The organism is Mucilaginibacter sp. UR6-11 (assembly GCF_020880695.1).
Taxonomy (GTDB): domain Bacteria; phylum Bacteroidota; class Bacteroidia; order Sphingobacteriales; family Sphingobacteriaceae; genus Mucilaginibacter.
The window spans coordinates 1,069,208-1,093,489 of the sequence record NZ_JAJIWO010000001.1; the positions used below are offsets into that span (position 1 = coordinate 1,069,208).

Annotated in this window: 18 protein-coding genes and 2 tRNA genes; 10 read left to right on the top strand and 10 right to left on the bottom strand. The window is 41.0% G+C overall.

What is annotated here, in order from left to right:
• The first annotated feature begins 5 nt into the window (after positions 1-5).
• The 3 genes from LJ658_RS05000 (at position 6) to LJ658_RS05010 (ending at position 3,591) form a co-directional block, all read left to right on the top strand.
• Positions 6-1,466, top strand: coding sequence for a sensor histidine kinase (locus LJ658_RS05000; protein ID WP_230545361.1), 1,461 nt, complete (start codon positions 6-8; stop codon positions 1,464-1,466).
• The gene (locus LJ658_RS05005; RefSeq protein ID WP_230545362.1) at positions 1,467-2,219 is read left to right on the top strand and encodes a LytTR family DNA-binding domain-containing protein; all 753 of its coding nucleotides are present in this window, start codon (positions 1,467-1,469) and stop codon (positions 2,217-2,219) included. It begins immediately after the preceding gene.
• Positions 2,220-2,448: 229 nt separating this feature from the next.
• Positions 2,449-3,591: a TlpA disulfide reductase family protein gene (locus tag LJ658_RS05010; RefSeq protein WP_230545363.1), complete on the top strand. Its 1,143-nt coding sequence runs from the start codon at positions 2,449-2,451 to the stop codon at positions 3,589-3,591.
• Positions 3,592-3,723: 132 nt separating this feature from the next.
• On the opposite strand, the gene LJ658_RS20500 is transcribed toward LJ658_RS05010, so the two are convergent.
• The 10 genes from LJ658_RS20500 to LJ658_RS05050 all read right to left on the bottom strand — a co-directional run bounded on the left by LJ658_RS20500 (position 3,724) and on the right by LJ658_RS05050 (position 15,112).
• Positions 3,724-4,272 carry an L-serine ammonia-lyase, iron-sulfur-dependent, subunit alpha gene (locus LJ658_RS20500; protein ID WP_370632935.1) on the bottom strand — a complete coding sequence of 183 codons (549 nt, stop codon included), beginning with the start codon at positions 4,270-4,272 and terminating at the stop codon, positions 3,724-3,726.
• 414 nt (positions 4,273-4,686) lie between these two features.
• Complete coding sequence (locus LJ658_RS20505) at positions 4,687-5,118, bottom strand: serine dehydratase beta chain (protein WP_370632936.1); 432 nt, start codon at positions 5,116-5,118, stop codon at positions 4,687-4,689.
• Complete coding sequence (locus LJ658_RS20510) at positions 5,051-5,212, bottom strand: serine dehydratase beta chain (RefSeq protein ID WP_370632937.1); 162 nt, start codon at positions 5,210-5,212, stop codon at positions 5,051-5,053. Before LJ658_RS20510 ends, LJ658_RS20505 begins: the two co-directional genes overlap by 68 nt.
• 12 nt (positions 5,213-5,224) lie before the next feature.
• Positions 5,225-5,689, bottom strand: coding sequence for an Lrp/AsnC family transcriptional regulator (locus LJ658_RS05020; RefSeq protein ID WP_230545364.1), 465 nt, complete (start codon positions 5,687-5,689; stop codon positions 5,225-5,227).
• 430 nt (positions 5,690-6,119) lie between these two features.
• Positions 6,120-7,394 carry a TlpA disulfide reductase family protein gene (locus LJ658_RS05025; protein ID WP_230545365.1) on the bottom strand — a complete coding sequence of 425 codons (1,275 nt, stop codon included), beginning with the start codon at positions 7,392-7,394 and terminating at the stop codon, positions 6,120-6,122.
• A gap of 405 nt (positions 7,395-7,799) precedes the next feature.
• A complete protein-coding gene (locus LJ658_RS05030; protein WP_230545366.1) occupies positions 7,800-9,320 on the bottom strand; it encodes a RagB/SusD family nutrient uptake outer membrane protein in 1,521 nt (506 codons plus the stop codon).
• Positions 9,321-9,331: 11 nt separating this feature from the next.
• Positions 9,332-12,727, bottom strand: coding sequence for a SusC/RagA family TonB-linked outer membrane protein (locus tag LJ658_RS05035; RefSeq protein ID WP_230545367.1), 3,396 nt, complete (start codon positions 12,725-12,727; stop codon positions 9,332-9,334).
• A 153-nt stretch (positions 12,728-12,880) separates the two neighbouring features.
• The gene (locus tag LJ658_RS05040; RefSeq protein ID WP_230545368.1) at positions 12,881-13,963 is read right to left on the bottom strand and encodes a FecR family protein; all 1,083 of its coding nucleotides are present in this window, start codon (positions 13,961-13,963) and stop codon (positions 12,881-12,883) included.
• 186 nt (positions 13,964-14,149) lie between these two features.
• Positions 14,150-14,716 carry an RNA polymerase sigma factor gene (locus LJ658_RS05045; RefSeq protein ID WP_230545369.1) on the bottom strand — a complete coding sequence of 189 codons (567 nt, stop codon included), beginning with the start codon at positions 14,714-14,716 and terminating at the stop codon, positions 14,150-14,152.
• Positions 14,717-15,038: 322 nt separating this feature from the next.
• Positions 15,039-15,112 (bottom strand) — tRNA-Ala (locus tag LJ658_RS05050).
• A 163-nt stretch (positions 15,113-15,275) separates the two neighbouring features.
• Here LJ658_RS05050 and LJ658_RS05055 point away from each other — a divergent pair.
• The 7 genes from LJ658_RS05055 (at position 15,276) to LJ658_RS05085 (ending at position 24,201) form a co-directional block, all read left to right on the top strand.
• A tRNA-Pro gene (locus LJ658_RS05055) sits at positions 15,276-15,349 on the top strand.
• A gap of 148 nt (positions 15,350-15,497) precedes the next feature.
• Positions 15,498-16,124, top strand: coding sequence for a response regulator transcription factor (locus LJ658_RS05060; RefSeq protein WP_230545370.1), 627 nt, complete (start codon positions 15,498-15,500; stop codon positions 16,122-16,124).
• A 95-nt stretch (positions 16,125-16,219) separates the two neighbouring features.
• Positions 16,220-17,311: a DUF4856 domain-containing protein gene (locus tag LJ658_RS05065; protein ID WP_230545371.1), complete on the top strand. Its 1,092-nt coding sequence runs from the start codon at positions 16,220-16,222 to the stop codon at positions 17,309-17,311.
• Positions 17,312-17,397: 86 nt separating this feature from the next.
• A complete protein-coding gene (locus LJ658_RS05070; protein ID WP_230545372.1) occupies positions 17,398-18,507 on the top strand; it encodes an imelysin family protein in 1,110 nt (369 codons plus the stop codon).
• A gap of 2 nt (positions 18,508-18,509) precedes the next feature.
• Entirely contained in the window at positions 18,510-19,880 is a 1,371-nt protein-coding gene (locus tag LJ658_RS05075; RefSeq protein WP_230545373.1) for an HTTM domain-containing protein, read from the top strand.
• Positions 19,877-22,303 (top strand): TonB-dependent receptor, encoded by a 2,427-nt coding sequence (locus LJ658_RS05080; RefSeq protein ID WP_230545374.1) that lies wholly within the window; start codon positions 19,877-19,879, stop codon positions 22,301-22,303. The genes LJ658_RS05075 and LJ658_RS05080 overlap by 4 nt, the downstream gene beginning before the upstream one ends.
• A gap of 686 nt (positions 22,304-22,989) precedes the next feature.
• Positions 22,990-24,201, top strand: a complete 1,212-nt coding sequence (locus LJ658_RS05085) for an MFS transporter (protein WP_230545375.1) — start codon at positions 22,990-22,992, stop codon at positions 24,199-24,201.
• Positions 24,202-24,282 lie beyond the last annotated feature (81 nt).

Genomic DNA, 24,282 nt, shown 5'->3' on the forward strand with positions numbered 1-24,282 from the left:
TTGAAATGATATTAACTAAAAAATTTAATACACTTATTTTATTTCTGTTTGCTTTTGTAAACGGTGTTCATGCTTGGCAGTCTAATTTGCCAAGCATAACATATATGAGATTTGATGGCCCTGGATTGCTTGTCGGTCAAATGAAAGAAACGCAAAATGGTTTGCTAGTGACTGTGGTTACAGCAGGGGGATTTATAGGTATCCATCCAACCAGTGTGTTAAATAATTTATCTGATAAGATTTACTACCGGGCATATTTTAATGGGGGGGGGCTTCACAATGATTCGAACCAAACTAAGAAAAAGCAAACTGGTCTACCAGCGCAAGGCGGTCAGATTTATTTAAAGGTAAATGACGAAGTTTTCGTAGATATTCTGGACAAACAAACAAATACACTTGTAAAAAGATATGAAATCAAGAGAATTAGAATAATTCCGAAGATAACGCTAAGTCATAAGCACGACGAACACAAGACTCTGGTACTCCCATCACATGCAGGCGGTTCTTCAAGTGAGGTCATGGTAGCACCGGGAGATGAAGTCCAATTTAATATAACATCAGGAGAAAATTTTAAAGGATTAGAAGTCGAATATACCTTAGTGAATTTAAAAACAAAAAGATCGGAATATAGAATTATCGACACAGGGTTCGCACCCTTTAGGTTGCTCGCAAACACGGAGTATGAGTTAAGGTATAACTATGTTGATCAACAGGAAAGCGTACAGACCGTTTACATCCGCGTAAAGCCTTATTGGTATCAATCCATTATCACATATGCAATTCTGATCACTGTGGTCGTCGCTATCGGTTTTTTGTTGGTAACTTTATTTTTAAGAAATAAGATCAGATCTTCAGAAAAAAAACAAAAGAAGTTGGAGACAGCAGCCATCAGGTTGCAATCATTATTGAATCCACACTTTACGTTCAATGCACTTAGTTCAATACAGGGGCTTATGAATACAGATCGCATTGATGAAGCCAATAATTATTTGCAGGAGTTCAGTTCTTTATTGAGGCAAACACTGGCCAATAATCAGCATGTTTTTAATAGCCTTGATCGGGAGTTGGAGATGATGCGGATGTATGTTAAGTTAGAAGCTTTACGATTTAATTTCAGCTGGAACTTTGATATCTCTCCTGAACTGAATATTTCCAATATAGAGATACCAACCTTATTATTACAACCGCTAATCGAGAATTCTGTCAAACATGGTCTTTCGAAACTAGGTGATAAAGGTGAACTGTCAGTCATTTGTAAGATGAGTTCAAAAAAGGATACTTTTGTAATAGTGGTTGAAGATAATGGGACGTGGGTAAGTAACAACTCTGGATATGGACTTTCTTTAACATTCGAAAGGATCCTTACGATCAATAAAATGACAAAAGACCGGAAAATTGAGCTTGACTTTGATAAAAAATCAGGCACGAAGGCCATATTAACATTTCATAACTGGTTAAATAATTAGATGATAACCGCAATAATAGTCGACGATGAACCTATCAATATAAGCAACTTGCAAGCGTTGCTTGCCAAGCATTGCAAAGAGATTGAGGTTGTAGCCACAGCATTAAATGCGGATGAAGCGACCGAACATATCCTTAAGTTAAAACCTGATGTTGTATTTCTTGATATCGAAATGCCTGGGAAGAACGGGTTTGACCTTTTACGATCGTTGAAAGACCCCGATTTTGCTGTAGTTTTTATTACAGCATACGATACTTACGGAATAATGGCCATCAAGTTTTCGGCCCTTGATTATCTGTTGAAGCCAATCAATATTGTCGAACTTAAAAATACCGTTGACAGGATCGAACAATCGGTAAATGCTAAAAAGGAAAACTCAAGGCTTAACAACCTGCTTTACCTTTTAGACAGAAAAATTCCTGATGAGAACCAAAAGATAGCTCTGCCCACAATGAAAGAAACTTTTCTGGTACCAGTTAAGGACATTGTCAGATGCGAGTCTTCAAACAATTATACCACGTTCTATTTGACAAATGGATCAGAATATCTTATTTCAAGACCATTATATGAATATGATGAATTATTAACCCCCTATGGCTTCATACGATGCCACCAGTCACATTTGGTTAATAAAATGCATATCGTCAGTATTCTGAACGAGGATTCCGGATACTTCGTGATGAAATACTCTTCCCCAAAAATTCCGATTTCAAAACAAAGAAAAAGTTTAATTAAATCTTCTTTAAAAATCTAATGCCATTTTAAAGAGCGGACTCCGATTAACGGTCGTTTTTTTTATTAAAAGCCATTTGTGTCTGCCGAAAAAACGCCCAATAATTCTTAGGTAAATGCCTTCCAGACAGGAGAATTGTTAATCAAATTAGGCTCTTTACCAGAAAATTTATGTATTTCGCCAGAGTCTTTGATTCTATTAACTGATATGCTGAGCTTTATAAACTAAAAACATCATTCAGATATAACAAATGAGCAAAATTAAATTTCTTTTAATGGCGGTAATAAGTGTAGTTATGTCATCTGTATCAATCGCGCAAACGGTTGCTTACACCTTAAGCGGTAAAATAGCCCATTTACCACCCCAGGCAAAAGCTTACCTGATGTATAGCGACGAGGCAGGCAGACATATTGATTCGACAATTATAAATGACGGAACATTTAATTTTGCCGGCAGTTTAAGCGAACCGGCACACGCATTCCTGATGGTGAATAAAAAAGGGACAGGCCTGTACTCAAAAGATATAGAATATCTTGAATTTTATTTAGAGTCGGGAAGAATAACTGTTTTTAGCACGGATTCTGTCGGTAACGCTAAAATTGCCGGTGGCCCGATAAATACAGATAACATCGGTCTGCGAGCTGCATTGGCGCCTTCGAATGCCGAAATGCAAGCGGTTGAAAGGGACTTACAGGCAGCCTCCTCTGAAAAACAGAAATCGAAGGAATTTAGCGAAGAGATTGCGAAAAGGGAGAAATCAATAATAAAAAAGCAAAAAGATATTTACCTCGGGTTTATAAAAGCTAATCCTAATTCGGTTTTAAGCCTTTTCGCCCTAAGAAATGCTGCCGGCGCAGTACCTGACGTTAATGAAATTGAACCCTTTTATCAGTTGCTATCAGCACGTGTGCGCTCCACGAAAATAGGGGTGAATTATGCATCAGAAATTGAAAGAATGAAGAAAACAGCAATGGGTTCTATTGCGCCTGATTTTACACAGGCTGATACTGCTGGAACAGCCGTTTCATTGCATGACTTTAAAGGCAAATATGTTTTGCTAGATTTTTGGGCAAGTTGGTGCGGACCGTGCAGGAAAGAAAACCCAAATGTGGTTGCGGCTTTTAATACTTATAAAAGCAAAGGCTTAGCTATAATTGGCGTTTCTCTTGATGACCCTGGTGCAAAAGATCTATGGTTAAAAGCCATTCACGCCGACAATTTAACCTGGACACAGTTATCAGATTTGAAATCATGGAAAAATGAAGTGGCCCAGTTATATTCTATCCAGTCTATTCCCCAAAATTTTCTAATAGGACCTGATGGAAAAATTATTGGCAAAAACCTGCGCGGAGATGAACTTAACAAGAAGTTGAAAGAAATATTCAGCAATTAAACTTAAATAACCCCTGTCACGTTTTAGGTTCTGATTCAATAAAGAGACCTGAAATTAAGTCATCGTCCGGGACCGGCAAGCGTGAATTACGATATTAACTTAGCTGTTCTGGAACTCGTCCAAGACGTTACATTAACATTCAGAGAGATTTATTGAAATTCGGATAGCCAAGCCACCATCGGACGTTTCTTTATATTTTGAACTCATATCGAGCGCCGTTGTCCACATCGTGTCAACTACCGCGTCCAAGCTTACTTTGGCTTTAGAAGAATCACTTTTTAACGCGAGATGTGAGGCGGTTATCGCTTTAATAGCCCCCATTGCGTTACGCTCAATGCATGGAATCTGAACCAAGCCGCCAAGGGGATCACAAGTGAGACCCAAATGATGCTCCATCGCTATCTCTGCGGCCATCAAAGTCTGTTCTGGTGAACCGCCTAGGCATTCTGTCAACCCGGCAGCGGCCATCGCGGAAGAAACCCCAATCCCTGCCTGGCATCCTCCCATAGCGGCCGAAATTGTCGCGCCTTTTTTAAATATACTACCAACCTCAACCGCTGTAAACATGAACTTCAGAAGATTTTGCTTTTTATTATTTGAGCAAAATAAAACGTCATACATTAATACAGCAGGAATCACTCCCGCAGCACCGTTAGTTGGAGCAGTCACTATTCTTCCCATAAGATGCGTTTTCCTCATTGACCGCCAAAGCAAAACAACTTACCCAATCCAAGCTATTACTGAAACTTCTTTCGCTATTTTTAATAGCTTCATACCACTACGCGGGAGTTTTATAAGACGCCCCATTCATAAGATGCACATTGAAGTCTGTTGCCCTCCTTTTTACGTGCAAGCCTCCGGGCAGAACTCCCGTTGTGTGACAGCCTCGATAAATGCTTTCTTTGATAACCTTAATTATTTCATGAAGGTCCTCGGTTATTTTACCAGGTGATCTCCAAAACAACTCATTGGCAAATACGATATCGGTTGTCCTGTTTGCTGGCAATAGGTTAAAAGGTCGTTTGCGTTGCCAATTGGATACTGCAGTGAGTTATCCGAAGCAGCCAGCGACACCTGTTTTCCTTGGGTGACAAATCAACCACCAACAGAATAATAGGTTTCAGATAAAGCTGATCCATTTTTAAAAAATGCCTGAAAGGTTAATGCATTGGGATGATATTCCAAACTTTCGTGATATGAATATAACAGGTCTTCCTCTACGGAAAAATTGATCTGATGTTCGCCGCTCAATAACAATGATACCATAGTAGTGATATCCAATACTTTTTCGGCGATCCGGTCGACATCGATAGTCACAGGGTCCTCACCAAGTAGTCCAAGCAAATTTGCAACATCAGTTGCGTGGCCTTTACACGTTTTTGCCAATCCGTAAAGTAGGATTTTAAGCCCGGTAACCTGGTTGAAAATAGCGTTGGTTTTTAAAACTTTAAGAAATAGTTCAGCAGCCTTCCATGGACCCCAATGTATGGGAACTAGATGGACCAATCCCAATTTTAAAAATATCAAATAACGATATCTGTTCGCTAACTTTTTCGTATTTCATTATCCTAAAATTCTGAAAAACTGTTGGTAATGGCTGATTATTTTTATTGGCTGGCATGCCTTAAAACCATTATAAAGAATAAGCCGTATCACTTTTAATTTCTGACATTACAAAAAAACTTTGAACGGAGAAAATACGCGGTAATGTGCCAAGTCTTCTATAAAAATCATGATATTCCTCCATATCCCGGGTGCATACCCTTAGGATAAAATCAAAAGAACCGCTCATTTGAAAGCATTCCATAACCTCCGGGAATTCGAGTATATCTCGTTCAAAACTCGTCAAGGTTTCCGCGGTATGATCATCTAACACTACCTGGCTAAAAGCGGTCAACATTTTATTGATCTTTTTTTTGTTAAGAATGGCTACCGTACGCAGGATATATCCCTGTGTTTTTAGTCGCCGAATCCTTTCATGAATAGTAGCTAATGATTTATGTACCCTATAAGAGATATCCTTATTTGTCAACGTAGCATTTTTTTGCAAAAGCTTTAATATTTCAATATCCGTAGGATCTAATTCTGATGCACTCATTTAGTAACGGTTAAAATAATCTGAAGATAATCGTTAACGCCTAGTTTAAATTGTCATTTCCGGCATTTATCCACTCATGAATTTTGACAACAAATAAAACAAATCCAGTATTATAACGGCATTCTTTCAAAAGAACTCGGTTTTGGCAACATTGTAGGTTTGAATAGATTCTCTTACATCAAATCTTGCATTTTAGTTACTGGCCGATGTTTCGGAATAAACTCATTTAACGGTATCAACCTTAACGCTAATACTATAGCATTGAAAACCAATATAATGGCTTTACAATTTGAACCCGCACACAGCGCCTTTTTTGACATAGCGTGACGAATGCCTGCAAATAATGAGCTAAAAAAAACGAGGTTAGCGCTCATATTTGACCAGAATAAAAATCAGGCTGGCAGTTAATATTGTTAAATCGTTATTATTATTATTGCTGTTTTGCAATCTTAATCATAGCCTCCATTTCGTTCGTCAATTCTTCATCCGATGAATATCCTGCCGTCAAAAACAACTGTTTCCCGTATTTGTCGATAACCACTTTCGCTGGAATGCCGTTTAGCTTATACGCGGCGGCTACGGGAAATATTTTGGGGTTATTTGCTGCCGGAAGATCCAGAAGAACGTGAAAATCATAACCATGACTTTTAATAAAGGACCGTACTTTTGTCGGAATATCTGTGCCTTGTTCCTCAGTGTCGATAAAAAGAAAAACTACATCAGGATGTTTTTTGGTTAGCTTTTCCATAGCGGGCATGGAAGCTATGCACGGGAAACACCAGGTAGCCCAAAAATCGAGCACAACAACTTTTCCTTTTAAGTCTGAAAGCGATATGCGGTTTCCCTGCAGATCCTTCAATGTAAAAGGGATGGCCGTCAAGTTGTTGAACATCTTTTTTTCGATTTGTTTTAAATAAGCCTGATTTACATTTGTCTGAAGAGAGTCTAATAAACTGTCCGCCCCGGTTTGGAGGCCACCTTTTTTAATATAAAGCTTTTTGAGCAATTCCTTCATAGCAGGGGTTGATTTTCCTGTACCAACCATTTTTAAGAGCAGGTTGTATGCTTTGTCGTCTTGGCCGCTATTGGCCAACAAAATCGCATAAAGCTCTGCTGAGGGGATATCTAATTGATCGATATCCTGGCCTTTCAAGGCCAATTCCTGATAGTTGAGTGCAGCGTCATCTTTCCCATTAGCATGCAGTATCTGGGCGTAGGTTTCGTAGTAAGGAAAGGCGGCCATTTTCATAAACCGATTCCAATCATCCCGGTCAAAGCCCGATGGCCTGGCTAATGGATCATTTTTGAAAGAATCATATAGATCAATAGTTCTTTTTGCGATAGTTTCCGCGTAGGCCAGGTTCTTTTTATCCCTAAACAGGTTGTACGCGCCCATATTCATGTACGAGGTTTGATTGAACTTATTTTTGATCAGTCTGATATAGGCCTCAAATTTTTGAAACGCATTTACGTTGAGGTATGACAATGCCACCTCACCCTTCAGGACATCAATATCTTCAGCATTTTTTACTGAGTCAAGTCCATAATCTTTTATGATCGCGATCATATTCGCTGCATTTTTCTCGGGATCGGTTTCTTTGGACATTGCCTTAATGCGGTTCGCAATTGGCTCTGTGTTTTGAGCGTATAACCTTTCTGTATTTAAATAAATAACCGCCAATAATAGCGTTGCAAATATTTTCATAATTTTTTGGTGTTGTTTAAAATTCATATCAATAATAATTCATTTCTAATCGTATTATGCTCAAAATTACGGGCTATGTACATTAGGCGTTAGCAGGAATGTGCATATAGGCCAAACGACTGTGAATTTGGATAGGTCGGAGTAAGTGCGCGATTACTTACCCATGATTTACTGTCGTTAGCAGCAATTTGAGCTGTTAAGGGTAATTCAAATTCATGGAAAAAACCGGAACTTCTCAGCTGTTTTATTTTTTATCTGACATTTGTCAGGGGTCTTTTTTAAATATTGTCCGCCGGTTTTTTTTAAACAACCAACAAATGAGCAGAATACTCACTTGTTGGTTGCGGCTTCCGTCCGGTAAATCCCACTACTTGAGGTCGAATCTTACTGAACTGTCCTTAACACCTAATAGCCCGGGTTCTGCACAAGATTAGGATCAGCGTTTAGATCAGTTGCTGGAACCGGGTAGAGCCCATCATTCGCATTCCAAATGCCGCCTTTCGTGGGCGTCACAGTACCCATTATGCTGTTGACGACTCCTAAACGCTTCAAATCCATCCAACGATGCCCCATTTCCGAAAAAAACTCGACCTGACGTTCATGTAGGATCGAGGTTATAAGCGCAGCCTGTGTGGTAGCTGTCGTATTAGGCAGTCCTGCGCGGTTGCGGATCGCATTGAGATCGGCTTGTGCTTTGGCGATGTCATTTAGCTTCGTTTCTGCTTCGGCACGGATTAGGTATTGCTCACCCAGTCGAAAAATGTTGGTATACTCGTTAATAGCAGAATTTAGAACATTGTTCTTGTATTTGTAGGCGAAATAGTAGGTTGTACCACCAGTTGTAACACTATTCACCCATTGAGTCCTCCTTTGATCTCCGGGTTCAAATTTACTCATCAAGCTGTCACTTAACCATACGGGGTGACTGACACTTGGTCCGGTAGCAGGTAACACAAACTCTCGGGCTTCGGTAGTTGGAAATCCGGCTGCTGTAGGCTCCAGTTGCCATATCGCTTCATTATTACCGAGACTAGCTTTTAAAAAGACTTGATCAAGGCTACTCAGCCCGAATAGCGCACGATTGTTGATAAGGATCGACGATTCGGATGCGGCCTTCGAAAAATTACTATTGTCACCAGTCACATAGCCATTACACAGGTAAACACGAGCCAGCAACGCAGTAGCTGCCCAATAACTAGGGCGCGATCGGTCTGCGCTGGGGTTCAGAATGGTTCCGTCCAGAAACTGGGTGCTCAACTTAGACTGCGCAGAGGTTAAGTCGCTGATGATTTGCTGGTAAACCTGGCTAATAGGCGCCCGAGAAAGTGTTGCATTAGTCTGAGGGGTTGTCGTTAGCGCCAAAGGCACCGGTCCATATAAATTAACCAAGTAAAAGTACAGAAATGCACGTACAAACTGAGCCTCACCCAATAACTGCTCTTTTATCTTTGTTGGCAGCGAGTTGCTGTTACTAATACCCGCTATAGCACTGTTGGCATTAAAGATAATAGGATACGCCAGGTTCCATATATCGCCATTTTGGTTTGTGAGCCCATTTGTGTGATAATGTATTAAATCAGCACCGGCTGTGCTGATCAATGAAAATTCATCCGCTGACAGTCCACAAAGCAGAGAGGTTTTTAATGAAAAAGAATTTCCTGAACCGATAGTCGCGCTCGGATTGAGTGATATATATATTCCATCTAAAACAGCAGCTGCCGTGGAAACTGAAGTATAAGTGTTCTCGGAGCTGAGAGTCGTAACCGGCGGAGGGGTTTGCACAAATTTCTGACAGCTGCTTAATATGCCTGATAGGATAAGTACTCGAACCCATCGAGCCATTTTTTGTCGCGAAATACCCGGGGCAAAATTATTTTTATACTTTATGTTGCTTACTTGAGCGTATTTTATGTTGCTAATCTTCATGATTTTAAGAATTAAAAAGTTGCTTGTATACCTAAAGTGATCACGCGCAATGGAGGAAGAAACTGGAACCCAAACGAACCTGGAGTTTCCGGATCCATTCCTTTGTATTTGGTGATGGTTAGCAAGTTCTGGCCCTGCAGATAAAGACGCGCGTTTGAAATGGACAGCGTCTTGCAAACATTTTCTGGCAATTTCCATGACAACGACGCATTTTTTAACCGGATATAAGACGCATCCGAATAACCCGCATTGCTATTTACTGCATAAAAATATTGCCCGAAGTTGGACCCACTTGCACTAAACTTTTGAATGGTTGCCTGATCGTTTGGATGTGTCCATACGTTATTTAATATTGAAACCGGCTGATTACCACTGTAATAACCACCGGGATCGCTACTACCAAAAACATCGTTAGCGCCAATTTGCTTAGTAAAACTAAACAGGAATTGTAGAGAAAGGGATTTATAGCTAAAACTGTTTTGCAGGCCGCCATAAAACTTTGGAGATGTATTTATTACTTCCGTTGCGTCGGCAAGCGTACCAAAATAATTGGGGTTTTCAGTGAGCTGGCCATTTCTGTCAATAAATTGGTAATTGCCGTCTCCTGGATTTACTCCAGCAAATTTCAAGACTCTTTGAATGGTTATAGGCCGGCCTATAATATATGTATTTGCGAAGCTGGATGTGGCGAGTCCCGGGTAAGCAACAAGTTTATTAGTTGGTATGGTAAGGTTAAAATTGGTAGTCCAGTTGAAATCTTTCGTCTTAATATTTATTGATGTTGCTGTGAACTCAAGCGAAGTATTCTGAACAGTTGCCGGCAAATTCTGCGATATGGAATTATACCCTGTAATAATCGGAAGCGGATATGGGAGCAATTCATTAGAAGACCGGTTGATCGCGTAATTTGCGGATAGCAACAAGCGATCCTTAAAAAAACCCAGGTCAAAACCGAAGTTCGCCTTTTTGGTCAATTCCCATTGTAAATAGGGGTTGGGAAGGCCTTGTGTTTTTAGGCCGAGATTTCCTTGATAGGCGTACCCTGGCACATAAGAATATTGTGTGAGAAAACGGTAGTCGCCGATCTGATCATTGCCGGTAGTGCCGAAACTAGCTTTGAGCTTGCCAAAGCTTAAAAATGGCAGCGTATTTTGCACCAGGCTTTCTTTGGAAAATATCCACGCCACCGCTGCCGAACCAAAATTATGAAACTCGTTTTCAGCACCGAAACGGCTGCTACCATCCCGGCGTATGGCGAACTCTGCAAGATATTCATCGTTAAGATTATAGTTAATCCTTCCAAAAATGGCGGAATAATTATATTGTGATATTGTGGCTGACGAAAATGTTTGCTGTGCAGCAGCGGGGTCGGTTAGTTGAAGATCTGTGTAGTAATTCACACCTTTATAGGTATCGCTGGACATATTTTGACGCTGCAATGTCATCCCTGCAAGCACATCGAGTTTTCCTTTCGCTAATGTCTTGACATAGTTGAGTTGTGGTTCGATGATCCAGGAATGAACATTTGCATATAGATAGTTCGCGCTGTTTTCTGATTGTGCCCGTACCTCCGGATCCAGCGCTGATAAAGGGTTGGTAGTGGTTTGGTCGATTTGGATGTTCGTATATCCAAAGCTGCTTTTAAGCTGTAAACCAGGCACCAGTTGGTAACTAATTAATGCATGGCTTTCCAGGTTATTGGTATTACTGGCGAAAGAATTCAATAAATTAGCAACAGGATTCCCAAAAGGCCAAGTTGAACTTCCCTGTGAATTCGGCGCCCAATTGAAAGTGCCGTCTGGATTATATAAGGGTGGGGAATTCGGCGCAGAAAATGAAGCGAGAAAAGTCGGATCAGTCTGCGGTAATTTGTTGTCGTCATTTAGAAAGCTGCCTGACATCTGAAACTTGAATTTTTTATTGTCCGATGAGGTATTTAGGTTAAAGTGTACCGAGGCCTTTTGGTCCGCAAAATCGCCAGGAAATACGGTGGTTTCCCGATGATAGCCCGCACCAACCAGGAACTGCGTGTTTTCAGTACCGCCTGAAACGGACCCTTGACCGTCCAGGTAATGAGAATTATTGCCCAATAGCACTTTTTGCCAATCAGTAAAACTGTTGCTATTCCATATTTTCAGGTCAGGTGCATAGCCCGGATCAGCAGGATCTGCACTCGGTGTAACACCATCGTTAGCCATAGCTTGATTGCGCATAGCTAAGTATTGCTGTGTATTCAGTTCAGGCACTTCTCTTGTAATATGCCCGAAACCATTCTGCACATTCACGCTGATTGTTGTTTTCCCAACTTTGCCTTTCTTGGTGGTAATAAGTATCGCACCGTTAGCTGCCCTTGAACCATAAACGGACGTCGCTTCAGCATCCTTTAGGATTTCAATGCTTTCGATGTCTGCAGGATTGATATAGGCTAAAGGGCTACCTGCCACCGGGCCGTTTAAATTAACAGCGCCTCCTGGCCAAATATTACTTCCCAGATTTGGTGGTAATTCTGAGATATAGGGTACGCCGTCTATGACATACAATGGGTCATTGCCACTGAGGAAGCTGTTTTGGCCCTGTATCCGTACGGTCACTGTGGAACCCGGTACACCGTTACCCTGCGTGATGAATATGCCAGGAACGCGTCCTTCAAGCGACAACAAAGGATCGGCCACCGGCTGGTTTTCTATTTCTTTAGCAGAAACAGAGGTGATATTACCCGTCGTAAGGCGCCGTGAGGTTTCCCCATAGGCAATTACCTGCACGGCATCCAAGGGGGTGGTAGCCACTACTAGCTTGATGATACCCATATCTGCTTGCGCGGGCAGTTCTTGCTTCTGATACCCGATAAAGGAAATGACGATGGTAGCGTTATCTGCTACATTTTTAAGATGGAATGCCCCCTTTGAATCGGTTACGTCGGCGTTGCCAGTGCCTTTAACGGTTACTGTCGCGCCGGAAATTGGGCGATGTTGCTCGTCTACGACAATACCGATAACGCCTGTTTGATTAAGACTGAGGGCATTTTTAAGTTTGTCGAGAAGGCTTGGCTGTTTAATTAGAACTACAACTGATTTATCTTCAATAGAATAGTCGAGAGATTGTCCCTCGAAGATCTTATTTAGCACTTCCATTAATTCGCCGTTTTTTACAGTGATAGTCACGGTTTTGGCTTGGTCAATTACTTTGCCAGCGATCGCGAAGTCGTAACCGGTTTGCCTTTTGATTTGGGTAAGGACGCTGGTGAGCGGTTCATTTGTAACGGAGAGAGTAACCTTTTGCGCAAGGGAACTTGCGCTTACCTGCATAAATGCGATAAATAGCATAAGCGTGGTTAACTTCATGACCCGAAATAGCTTTTTAGTATAGCCAGGCGGCAATACAAAGTGTTCTGAATAAATTTTGTACATTTGCTTAGTGAGGGTTGTGCGTTTGCCTTTCGTTTTCCAGACTGCAGGGCGGACGCGGTTCTTAAATAGTTTTAATTAATGGTTTGGGCAATCCTTTCATAAGTCATCCGGTTACCGCCAGGTGACTTTTTTACTGATAGCCGTGAGGAAAGTTTATTCGATAATGATTACCCTCCTCCCTTCGATCTTAAAGTGTACGTCTTTGGTGTTTTGGAGTATTTTCAATGCGGCACTGATGTTCCGGTCCCGGCTGATATCGGCGAAGAAAACTTCATTGGTCACCGGACCTTGGTAAATCACGTCGATGTTGTACCAGCGGCTTAATTGCCGCATTACCGATTGAATGTTGTCGCCTTCAAAATGAAAGTTGCCGTTCTTCCAGGCAGTAACGATCTCGGTATTGACCGTTTTAATATTTTTGCCGTCGGTTTGCTGACCAGGAATCAAAGTCAGGTTATTTACTTTAACTCTCCCTTCTACCAGCGTGGTGCGGGTCGCGGATTCGTCAGAATAGGCATTCACGTCGAATATGGTGCCGATGTCTTCGATGGTTTGTTTGACGGTTTGTACTTTAAATGGCTGGCGGGCGTTATGCTTCACCTCGAACAAAGCCTCCCCGGTAATTTTGACTATCCGTGCATTGCCCTTAAAGGCGGTCGGGAAAGTGATACTCGATGCGGTATTGAGCCAAACTTTGGTACCATCGGATAAAACCAGCGGGCAGGGCAATTGCTCGCCCCGCGCGGTGGTCAAAGTATTATAACTAAACTGATTTTCTGACTTATTTGCATCATAAATAATAGCGTTTTGTTTTGCACTAATGATTGTGCTATTCTGCACCGCCAGTTTGCCTTCCAGCCCCTTGGTCAAAACAATCTTTTGGCCATTGGCTAAGGTTAATGTGGCTTGGTTACGGCCTGGTGCGATGTCATTTTTGACAACTTGCTGCGTCGGTTGCTGTTGCCTATGAAAGACAAAATACCCAGCAGTTGAACAAGCGATCAGGATGGACGCTGCTGCCGCGGCCCTTAGCCAAAACGTCACCAATTTTTTATCGGGCGCTTTTTTCACGATCTTGCCCCACATCTCATCTTTTAGCTGGATGAGGTCGTCTTCCGAAAAATCGGCCTGATGATTTGTTTCTAAATGATGAAACCAATTTTCAAGTAGAATCCGTTCTTCTTCAGAACATAAACCCGCCTTATATTTTTCCCATAATGCCCTGGCGTTTTCCATGTTTATCTCGTGATATTTAATGTCAGCTATTTCACTGAACAACACTGTATAATATCCACGACAAACTTTACATGAGGGCAAGGTACAAGTGTGTGAAATAAATTTTAAGAAATCGTTAAGTTATGTTTTGATAAAGGAAAATTCAGGCGAATAGGACTTAAATACAGTTTTTATATTTTTGTTCAACTATACAAAACATGCAAGAATAAGCATTCCCAATTTAACTCGCAAAACTTTTAGGGCTCTCTTGACTTGTGTGGAGACAGTATGTTCTGAAATGTCCAGACTTTGCGCTATCTCTTTATAGGTTAGGTGTTCCTTACGGCTAAGTTCAAAAATTTCCCGCATTTTGCATGGCAGGTCGGCTATCCCCTTTTCGATCGTTAGAGCAATATCCTTCTCCCGGATTTGATAATCAGCTCCTGCCTCATACTGGCTCAGAAAGCCTTGCAGCGATTGGAGGTATTTGTCTTCCATTTTTTTTCGGGAAAAAACATTCATTGACCGGTTACGTACGGCACTATATAAATAAGCGGATAATGAAGTTGTCAAGGAAAAATGTTCATGGCAGGTCCACAACGCAATGAAAACTTCCTGTATAACATCCTTTGTTTCTTCCCGGCAATTCAATTTTTTATAAGCGAAGATATAAAGCAGACTATAATAACGGACGTAAATCTCCAGAAAAGCGTCGTGATTACCCTCTTTTAAAAGGACAGCCAATTCTTGATCTGTGAAATTATTATATACCATAATGCCTAAAATCCTATTTTAAATCTACGAGTTTTCAGGTCAATAATAGTTATTTTTTTATAAGCTACCAGCATAGCCTTTTGGATGCCAGTTTTACTATCGCTACAGTTCTATATTTCCCTGCTGTAACAGTGAAGGATTTACATCATTGGAAAACAAGGGAGGCTAAGAGTTACAAAGGTAGATTGGCTGGGAAAACAATACGAAAAGTTCCGGACTAATTTTTTGCAATATCCCAAAGAAATGCGTTCGCCGCTATTTTAAAGTTTAAATTTTCGAATCGTAAGGCTTTACGAAGTTTCGTAAAGCCTTGATTATCAGGTGGAGAATATCGGAGTCGAACCGATGACCTCTTGCATGCCATGCAAGCGCTCTAGCCAGCTGAGCTAATCCCCCGTTTATGTGTTGGGATGGCAAAAGTAATAAAAAGTTGGGCAATTGAAAATTTATGTGTTGAAAAATGCTATTTAATAGCTTCGCTTTTTTTAAAACGGCAATATGATCTACCGTGCTTGCAAGTTTAAAAACCGAAAATTATATTTGTTTCTTTAAATCTCTTCGGGATGTAGCGTAGCCCGGTATCGCGCCAGCATGGGGTGCTGGAGGTCGTGGGTTCGAATCCCGCCATCCCGACTAAAGAAACTTTGTAAGTAAGCAAAGCCCGGAATATACCACCTGTAAAAAACATTCGTAAGCCGTCTTACGATATTTAAACCCACCCACATAATTTTAATGGGATAATTATTTTTCGTATCATTGTTTAGAATTAGACTAAATAACATTGATAGAAATATTAATAGCTGATAACCAAACTTTAACCCGCGAAGGCGTGAAAGCCCTGTTGGCTACTATGGTAGATATTAATATTGCAGCCAGTGCCGCCTATCCTATCGAGCTGGAAAAACTCATCAATACCTATGAACCCGCAGTTGTTTTACTTGATCCTTATTATAGCCGGCGATTTACGGTTGATGACGTCAGGCACATTATGGCCAGGTATCCGCATGTCCGCATTTTGATATTATCAAACCGCCAAAACCGCGAGCAGATACAGGAAATACTTGACCTTGGCATTAAAAATTATGTTTTTAAAGAGTGCAGCCGTGAAGAACTGGTTTATGCTGTGTACTCGACCGCAAAAGGTGAACAATTTTTCTGCAAAAACATTTTCGAAACCCTTTTTGGTAACAAACTTATTCCCGAAAAAGCTGATACGCTTCCACAGCTGTCTTCACGCGAAACAGAACTTATCTACCTGATAGCGGATGGATTGACCAACAACGAAATAGCTGAAAAGCTATTTTTAAGCGTGCATACCATTAAAACGCACCGGAAAAACATCATCAGGAAATTAGGTTTTACATTTAAAAACACTGCCGAGCTGGCAGCCCTGCTCCAAAAACGTTAGTTTTATTTAGACTTATTATAAATTACCTCCTTGGGGGTATTGCTCGGCGCAGAGGGGGGTACTACTTTTGTCAGGAAATAAAACTACAACATCAAATGAAAAAATATCTATCAATACTTAGTGCTTTAACTATAGCCTTCATGCTTATTACCGGCTGTAAAAAAAATGACCCGACTACCGAGCCTGTACCTGTTTATACAGTGCCGACCACTTACAATTTTACCAACGCCAATTTTGCTGATGCGACTACCCGCTTGGGTATGTACACCGAAATTTCAAATCTGATGAAAAATGCGCTTACTGGCACATTTGATGCTGCGAAAGCCAAGGCCATGCTTACCAACACCGGCGCCCCGTTTACAACAGCGGCCTACAATACATCGGGCTTACAACTTAATGACCAGTTTGCCCCTGTATTTAAAACAGATGCAATAAGTTTTATTGACAGCTTAGCTAAGGCAAGTGCCGCCGCTTCAACTCCGGCAAGCCGGGGTAAAGCAGGTGTTGGGGCAAGCTCTGCAAATGCTGCATCTAAATATGCTTTAACCAGTTTAGGTGTTAACTATGCCCAGGTATTTAATAAAGGGCTAATGGGTGGTTTGGTTACTTACCAAATTGTTACAACAATGGATGCTGTTGCTAACCAAGCTATTGATAATACAGCAATAGTTAATGGCGCCACAGCGATGGAGCATGCCTGGGATCTGGCTTTTGGTTACTGGGGCGTTCCTGTTGATTTCCCTACCAACAAAACAGGCGCTAAACTTTGGGGTAGCTATAGCACACAGGTCGACTCGGGTTATAAAGCCAATACTATATTAATGACCGCCTTTTTAAAAGGCAGGGCAGCCATCAGCGCTAAAGACAAAGCAACTTTTGTTGCGCAGGCTAAGATCATTATCACTACGATGGAAAGATTAACCGGCGCCGCTGCCCTACAGGAAGTTAAAGAAGCCAAAGCCGCTATCAGCGATAATATATTAAGAAACAGCCGTGTATCTGAAATGTATGGCTTTGTTTACTCACTAAAATATAATCCAAAAAGGGTTATTACAGATACACAGTATAACGCGCTGCTGGCATTGTTCCCGAAGAGTTATTACGACTTAACATTAACTGATGTTAACGCAATAAGGGATGCCGTTGCCAATCAATATGACTTTAACAGTGTAAAGGACATACTATAATTAAAAATCAGTAATAGTTAATATATACAAAAAGTAACCATCCGCACCTTAAACCGTGCGGATGGTTTTACTATAAATAACAAACAATGAAAAAAATTATATGCCTGGCTTTAACAGCCGCCGTTTCACTAATACTCATACAATCCTGCTCAAAATCAGGCGCAGGAGATAATAACAATAACACAGGTTCATCCTTTGATCGTAAGGCCATGTTGACCAATATAAGCACCAATATAATTATACCCGCTTATACATCGTACCAGGCCGCAGCTGTCAGCCTGGATGCAGCCGTAGTTACCTTCAATACCACACCCACCCTTGCTAATTTAACCGCTTTACAAAACGCCTTTACCGCAACCTATAAACAATGGCAATCAACCTCAGTTTATGATTTTGGGCCGGCGGCCGATGTAAATTTGCGGGTAAACACCAACACCTATCCGGTTGACGTTAACCAGATCAATGCAAATGTATCTTTGGGCACTTACAATCCACAGTTATTATCTAACCTGGCTGCAAAAGGCTTACCGGCACTTGATTATCTGTTATTCAATCTGGGCGGCGATAACGCTGCAGTTTTAGCGCTGTTTACTACTGACAGCAAGGCTGCAAACCGCAAAACTTATCTTGCCGCGTTATCCGCCGAATTAAAAACAAACGCGACAACTGTTTTAAACGCCTGGAGCGGATCTTATAAAACCACCTTTTTAAATGCTACCGGGACTGATGCCAGCAGCTCGACCGGCTACCTGGTTAACCAGTTGGTTTATGATTATGAAGTACTTAAAAATTTCGAGGTTGGTATCCCTGCTGGTTCACAATCAATGGGCGTTACCTATCCAACCAAGGTGCAGGCCTATTATTCAAAAATATCATTACAACTAACCCTGTTGCATTTGCAGGCTATACAAAATTTATATCTGGGCGCAAATGGTTCGGGCTTTGATGACTACCTGGTGGCTGCCAACGCCAAATACAATGGCGGCTCGCTTAATGATGCTATTAAAGCACAGTTTACAACCGCCGCCGCTAAACTGCAAACCTTAACCGACCCTTTATCAGCAAACATAACCAATAACCCGACAGCGGTTATGGCAGCGTATACCGAGTTACAAAAACTAACGGTTTTGCTAAAAACTGATATGACCTCATCATTAGGTATCGCAATTACATTTGGGGATAACGACGGAGACTAAAAATGCCTGATACCTTAACGGCCCGTATTAATACGCTTATAAAAGCACCGGTACATATTGCTCCCCTTGCCGTCCTCAGGATAGCATTTGGGAGCATTATGCTTGTCAGCACATTACGTTTTATTTTAAAAGGATGGATCTATGCCTTTTACCTAAAACCGCCGTTCCATTTCACTTTTTATGGATTTGACTGGATGAAAGTGCCGCCGGGCAACACTCTTTACGTTTTATTTGGCTTATTGGTAATTACAGCTATTATGGTAACTGTCGGCCTGTTTTACAGGGCCGCTATTATAACTTTTTTTGTATGCTTTACTTATGTGGAGTTGCTTGACAAAACCACCTACCTTAACCATTATTACTTTATAAGTGTAATGGCCTTTTTAATGATATGGGTACCGGCACACCGCTATTTTTCTGTTGATGTATGGCGTAAGCCTAAATTGGCGGTAACCAGTATCCCCGGCTGGACTATCAATATATTTAAGCTGCAACTGGTACTGGTTTATTTTTTTGCGGGATTATCCAAATTAAATTACGATTGGCTGATAGCGGCTATGCCGCTTAAAATATGGTTGCCGGCTAACAGCAACATGCCCGTAATTGGCGGGTTGCTTACCCAGGTTTGGGTAGCGTATATCTTTAGCTGGTTCGGGGCGATATTCGATCTGTTTATTGGATTTTTGTTACTTAGCAACCGGTATCGCAGATGGGCATATGTGTTGGTTTTAATCTTCCATTTGTCAACAGGCTTGTTTTTTAAGATCGGCATGTTCCCCTATATCATGATACTGGTAACCCTTATTTTCTTTTCAGAGAAAACCCATATCAGGATCATCAATTTTTTAAAGCTGTTATTGCCCCGTGCCAATAGCACTATCCCCAATAAAGCGTACCACCTGCCCGTATTTAAAACGCAGTTTATTTATGGGATATTGATTTTGCATTTTATTATACAACTAATCATGCCTTTCAGATTTTTAATGTACCCTGGTAAGCTCTATTGGACAGAAGAAGGTTACCGTTTTTCGTGGCGCGTTATGCTGATGGAAAAAGGCGGCACTATTTTTTTCCATGTAAAAGACCCCGCATCAGGCACTAAAACAGAGGTTATCAACTCACAATACCTCAATACTTTCCAGGAAAACCAAATGGCTACCCAGCCGGATATGATATTGCAATACGCACATTTCCTGGCTGCCGAGTATCAAAAAAAAGGGATTAAAAATCCGATAGTAACTACGGATAGCTATGTTACCTTAAATGGAAGCGGCAGCAGGTTATATATTGACAGCACTGTAAACCTGGCTACCCAGCAAGAGGGTTTCGGCCATAAAAAATGGATCCGTCCATTTAGCACAACCAGCAAATGAAATACTTATATATATTATTATTCTTATTTAGCGGGCTGACGTTGTCGGCACAAACTTTTTCAATAACCGGTACGGTTAAAGACATTTCGGGTAACGCCGTTTCCAATGCCGGTGTTTCATTAAAAAATACCGGTTACTCAACCCGATGCGATAGCACCGGAAATTTCATATTAACGGTTACGGCGGGTAATTACGATCTGGTAACAACCGCTGTGGGTTATAAAACCGCCAGCCGTACTTTTAAAGTAGCGCATGATTTAACTGTCAACATAATTTTGGCCGAAGATATGCAACAGCTAAAAACGGTTGATGTAAATTCTGTCAAACAAAAAACATTTGGTATCACCCATTTAAAGTCTGTTGAGGGTACAACTATCAACGCCGGTAAAAAAAGTGAGGTTATTGTGCTGGATGATATCACGGCCAACAAATCAACCAACAACACCCGGCAGATCTATGCCAAGGTAGCCGGCTTAAACATTTGGGAGAGCGATGGCGCAGGCATACAACTAGGGATAGGTGGCCGCGGGCTAAACCCTAACCGGGTAACTAATTTTAATACCCGTCAAAATGGCTACGATATCAGCGCGGATGCGTTGGGTTACCCGGAAAGTTATTACACTCCGCCGGCCGAATTAACCAGCCGCATAGAGATTTTACGCGGTGCATCGTCATTGCAATATGGTACACAATTTGGCGGTATCATCAACTTCAAATTAAGAGAGGGCGCAGCCGGCAAGCCCATTGAAATAACGGCCAACGAAACTGCAGGTTCATGGAACTTTTTTAATACCAGCACCAGCATTGGAGGCACGGTAAAAAAGCTGCGTTATTACGCCTATTATCAGCATAAACAAGGTGACGGCTGGCGGCCAAACGGGCACTTCAATGATAACACAGCCTATACAAGTATTACCTATAGCCTCAATAATAAGTTAGATATAACCATCCAGTACACTTATATGCAGTACCTGGCCCATCAGCCGGGCGGCCTTACTGATGCCCAATTTGCAACCGATCCAAGACAATCTATCCGGACGCGTAACTGGTTTAAAGTAAACTGGAACCTGGGTGCTATGCTATTAGATTATAAGATCAGCGATAACTTAAAATTCAATTCCCGGTTTTTTGGCTTATATGCCGGGCGCGATGCAGTAGGCAGTATTGATTACAGTAATACTATTGACTATGGCGGCGACCGAAAATTATACCGGGATAAGTACAAAAATTATGGTAATGAAAGCCGGTTGTTATATACTTACAATATTGGCGGTAATTTGCAAAACCTGTTAGTTGGCGCAAGATATTATCATGGCCATACAGATCGCCAGCAAGGTTTTGGCAATAATGGGTCAACCGGCACCAGCACGGATTTTGATTACGGTACGTCAACTGCCGATCTAAATGGATACTCGCATTATAACTTTCCTAACTATAACCTGGCTTTTTTTGCCGAAAACATCTTCCGGATTACTCCTAAGTTAAGCATCATACCGGGCGTAAGATTTGAAAATATCGTTACCAAAGCTGCCGGTTCATTTAGTATTGTTAATACCGATCAATCAGGTAATGTTATTTACAGAAAAGACAGTGTTGACAATAAAAACAGCACCCGGCATTTTCTTATTGCCGGCTTGGGCTTAAGTTATTACCAAAGCCAGGCGTTACAGTTTTATGGCAATATATCGCAAAACTACCGGGCCATTAATTTTAACGATCTAAACTCGAGTGTAAAAGGTTTGGTAGTTGATCCTAACCTGAAGGATGAAACAGGCTATTCGGCTGATTTAGGGGTCAGAGGAAATATAGCAGACATCTTTGATTATGACCTAAGCCTGTTTGCGATCCATTATAATAACCGTATTGGCAGCAGCCAGGCAAATGACGCCAGTTTTAATACCTTCAGATACCGTACCAATATCGGCGCATCAAGAAATGTAGGACTTGAGTCGTTTGCAGAGCTGGAACTGCTGCATTTTATAACGGATAATACGTCGGACACCAGGCTATCGTTATTTAGTAATTTGGCACTGATTAATGCAAAATACACGGTTACAAAAGGACATGCATTCGATGGTAAAAAGGTGGAGTTTGCACCCGACGTCGTATTTAAATCTGGCTTAACGTATCGCCAGAAAAAATTTACAGCCAGTTACCAGGCAGCATACACCAGCCAACAATTTGGCGATGCTACCAACGCTTTAACCCCGGCAGCAAATGCTATCATCGGGCCGATCCCTGCTTACGCGGTGATGGATCTCTCAGCAAGCTACAAACTCAATAAAATATTTACCCTGCAAGGCTCATGCAACAACCTAACAGACAAGCGTTATTTTACCCGCCGCGCAGAAAGCTATCCCGGCCCAGGCATTATTCCCTCAGATGCCAGGGGGTATTACTTAACCTTACAGGTAAAACTGTAATAAAATATTTAAATATCGGATCAAACGCTGTAATGAGTAACAATAGGCGTGGATAACGAGAGCTGCGAAGGCAAAACTATGCTATAATTTAACAGGCTAAACAAAAAAGTATAGAAACAAGTAAGGCCCCTGATGGGCAGGGGCCTTTACTAAACCAATTATAAACCTAAATTATGAGAAGACTATTTTAATATGCTCCGGAGATGTTATCCCGTTTGCATGGTGTAAAGGTAACACTAACTTTTTTACTGTGCAAATTTTTTTTTGTAATTTTTTTGTAAAATAGATACGTCAGCCTATCAGATTAATAATTTAACGTATAAAATGTTAGCATTGTGTTAATTATAGTTAAAATATAATTTTTTCAGCAGATTAATGAGTGTTTTGACTTAAAAATTATTTTTTTAAACATATTATAACTAAAAAATCTACTATTATTATTAAAAACTATCAAAAAATACCAACAATGTTAAGTTAATATGAATTTTTATTCCATTTTTAAGTAATTTCGATTAAAAATAACTCCTTAACAATAGAAAAAATATTTCATACCGTTTTTTCGACACATTTTAAGTGTTTGTATTTTATTTTGAATTTACTACCAAATTACAGCCAACAAAAATATTACCTTTTGTAAACATCAATGTTAAGATGCTTTTACATTTTTGTAAACATTTACGCCGCATATGCCTGTCGCTACCGCAAAAAAAGAAATACCACACTTAAGCTCAACTACATTATGGGTAATGACTATTACAACAGGCCTGGTGGTGGCCAATTTGTATTATAACCAACCGTTATTAGTTGAAATTAGCCATACATTTAACGTAACCAGCGCGAAAGCGGGCCAGGTATCGGTACTTACTCAAATTGGCTATGCTGCAGGCATGTTCTTTTTTATTCCGCTTGCCGATATGTTTAAGCGCAAAAAGCTGATGCTGATAGATTTTGCATTTGTGGTACTATCATTACTATTGGCGGCTATAGCCCCAAACATCCATATATTATTAATAGCAAGTTTATTTATAGGCGCGTCGTCCATGATTCCGCAGTTACTCATCCCGATGGCCGCGCATTTGGCCGACCCTGCTGAACGGGGCAAAAAAATCGGCTTTGTAATGAGCGGATTATTGATTGGGATATTATTGTCGCGCACCTTTAGCGGCCTGGTAGCGGCACATTTTGGCTGGAGAAGCATGTTTTATATAGCCGCGGCACTAATGGTAACCATGTGGACACTGGTATATTTTTTATTGCCTGAGATTGAGCCCGATTATAAAGGCAGCTATAAAAACCTGATGCTATCTATGGTACATTTAATTAGGGATGAACCTAAATTGCGGCTTGCTGCGTTGCGTGGCGCGTTATGCTTTGCGTGTTTCAGCGCGTTTTGGAGCACGCTTACCTTTTTATTGAAGCAAAACTTCAATCTTGGCAGTGACATAGCAGGTTTGTTTGGCTTGGTTGGGGCATTTGGCGCTTTAGCCGTAGGCGCGATGGGGCGTTTAAGTGATAAAATGGACCCGTATCATTTGTCAACCTTTACTTTGGCATTAGTAATTATCTCATTTGTTGTATTTGCATTTTCAGGTCACAGCGTAGCGGGCCTTATTATAGGAGTTATTTTAATGGATATGGGTGTACAGGCTACCCATATATCAAACCAGGCCATCATTTTTGCTACAAACCCGGGCGCACGCAACAGGGTTAATACAATATATATGGTCACCTATTTTATTGGCGGTGCGCTTGGAACGTTTGCGGCTACCCAACTTTGGTACGTTTACCAATGGAGCGGTGTCTGCATATTAGGTATAGCAGTATCAGCAATCGCCTTTGCCGCGCACCTGTTTAACCGCAAAAAAATACAGAATAAGGCTACAGTTGTACAGTCCTGAGTACTCCAATAAAAATTATTGTTCTGTTTTTCTATACACTTTTTTAATAAAATACTTTTTTGTTACAACCAACCAAATAGC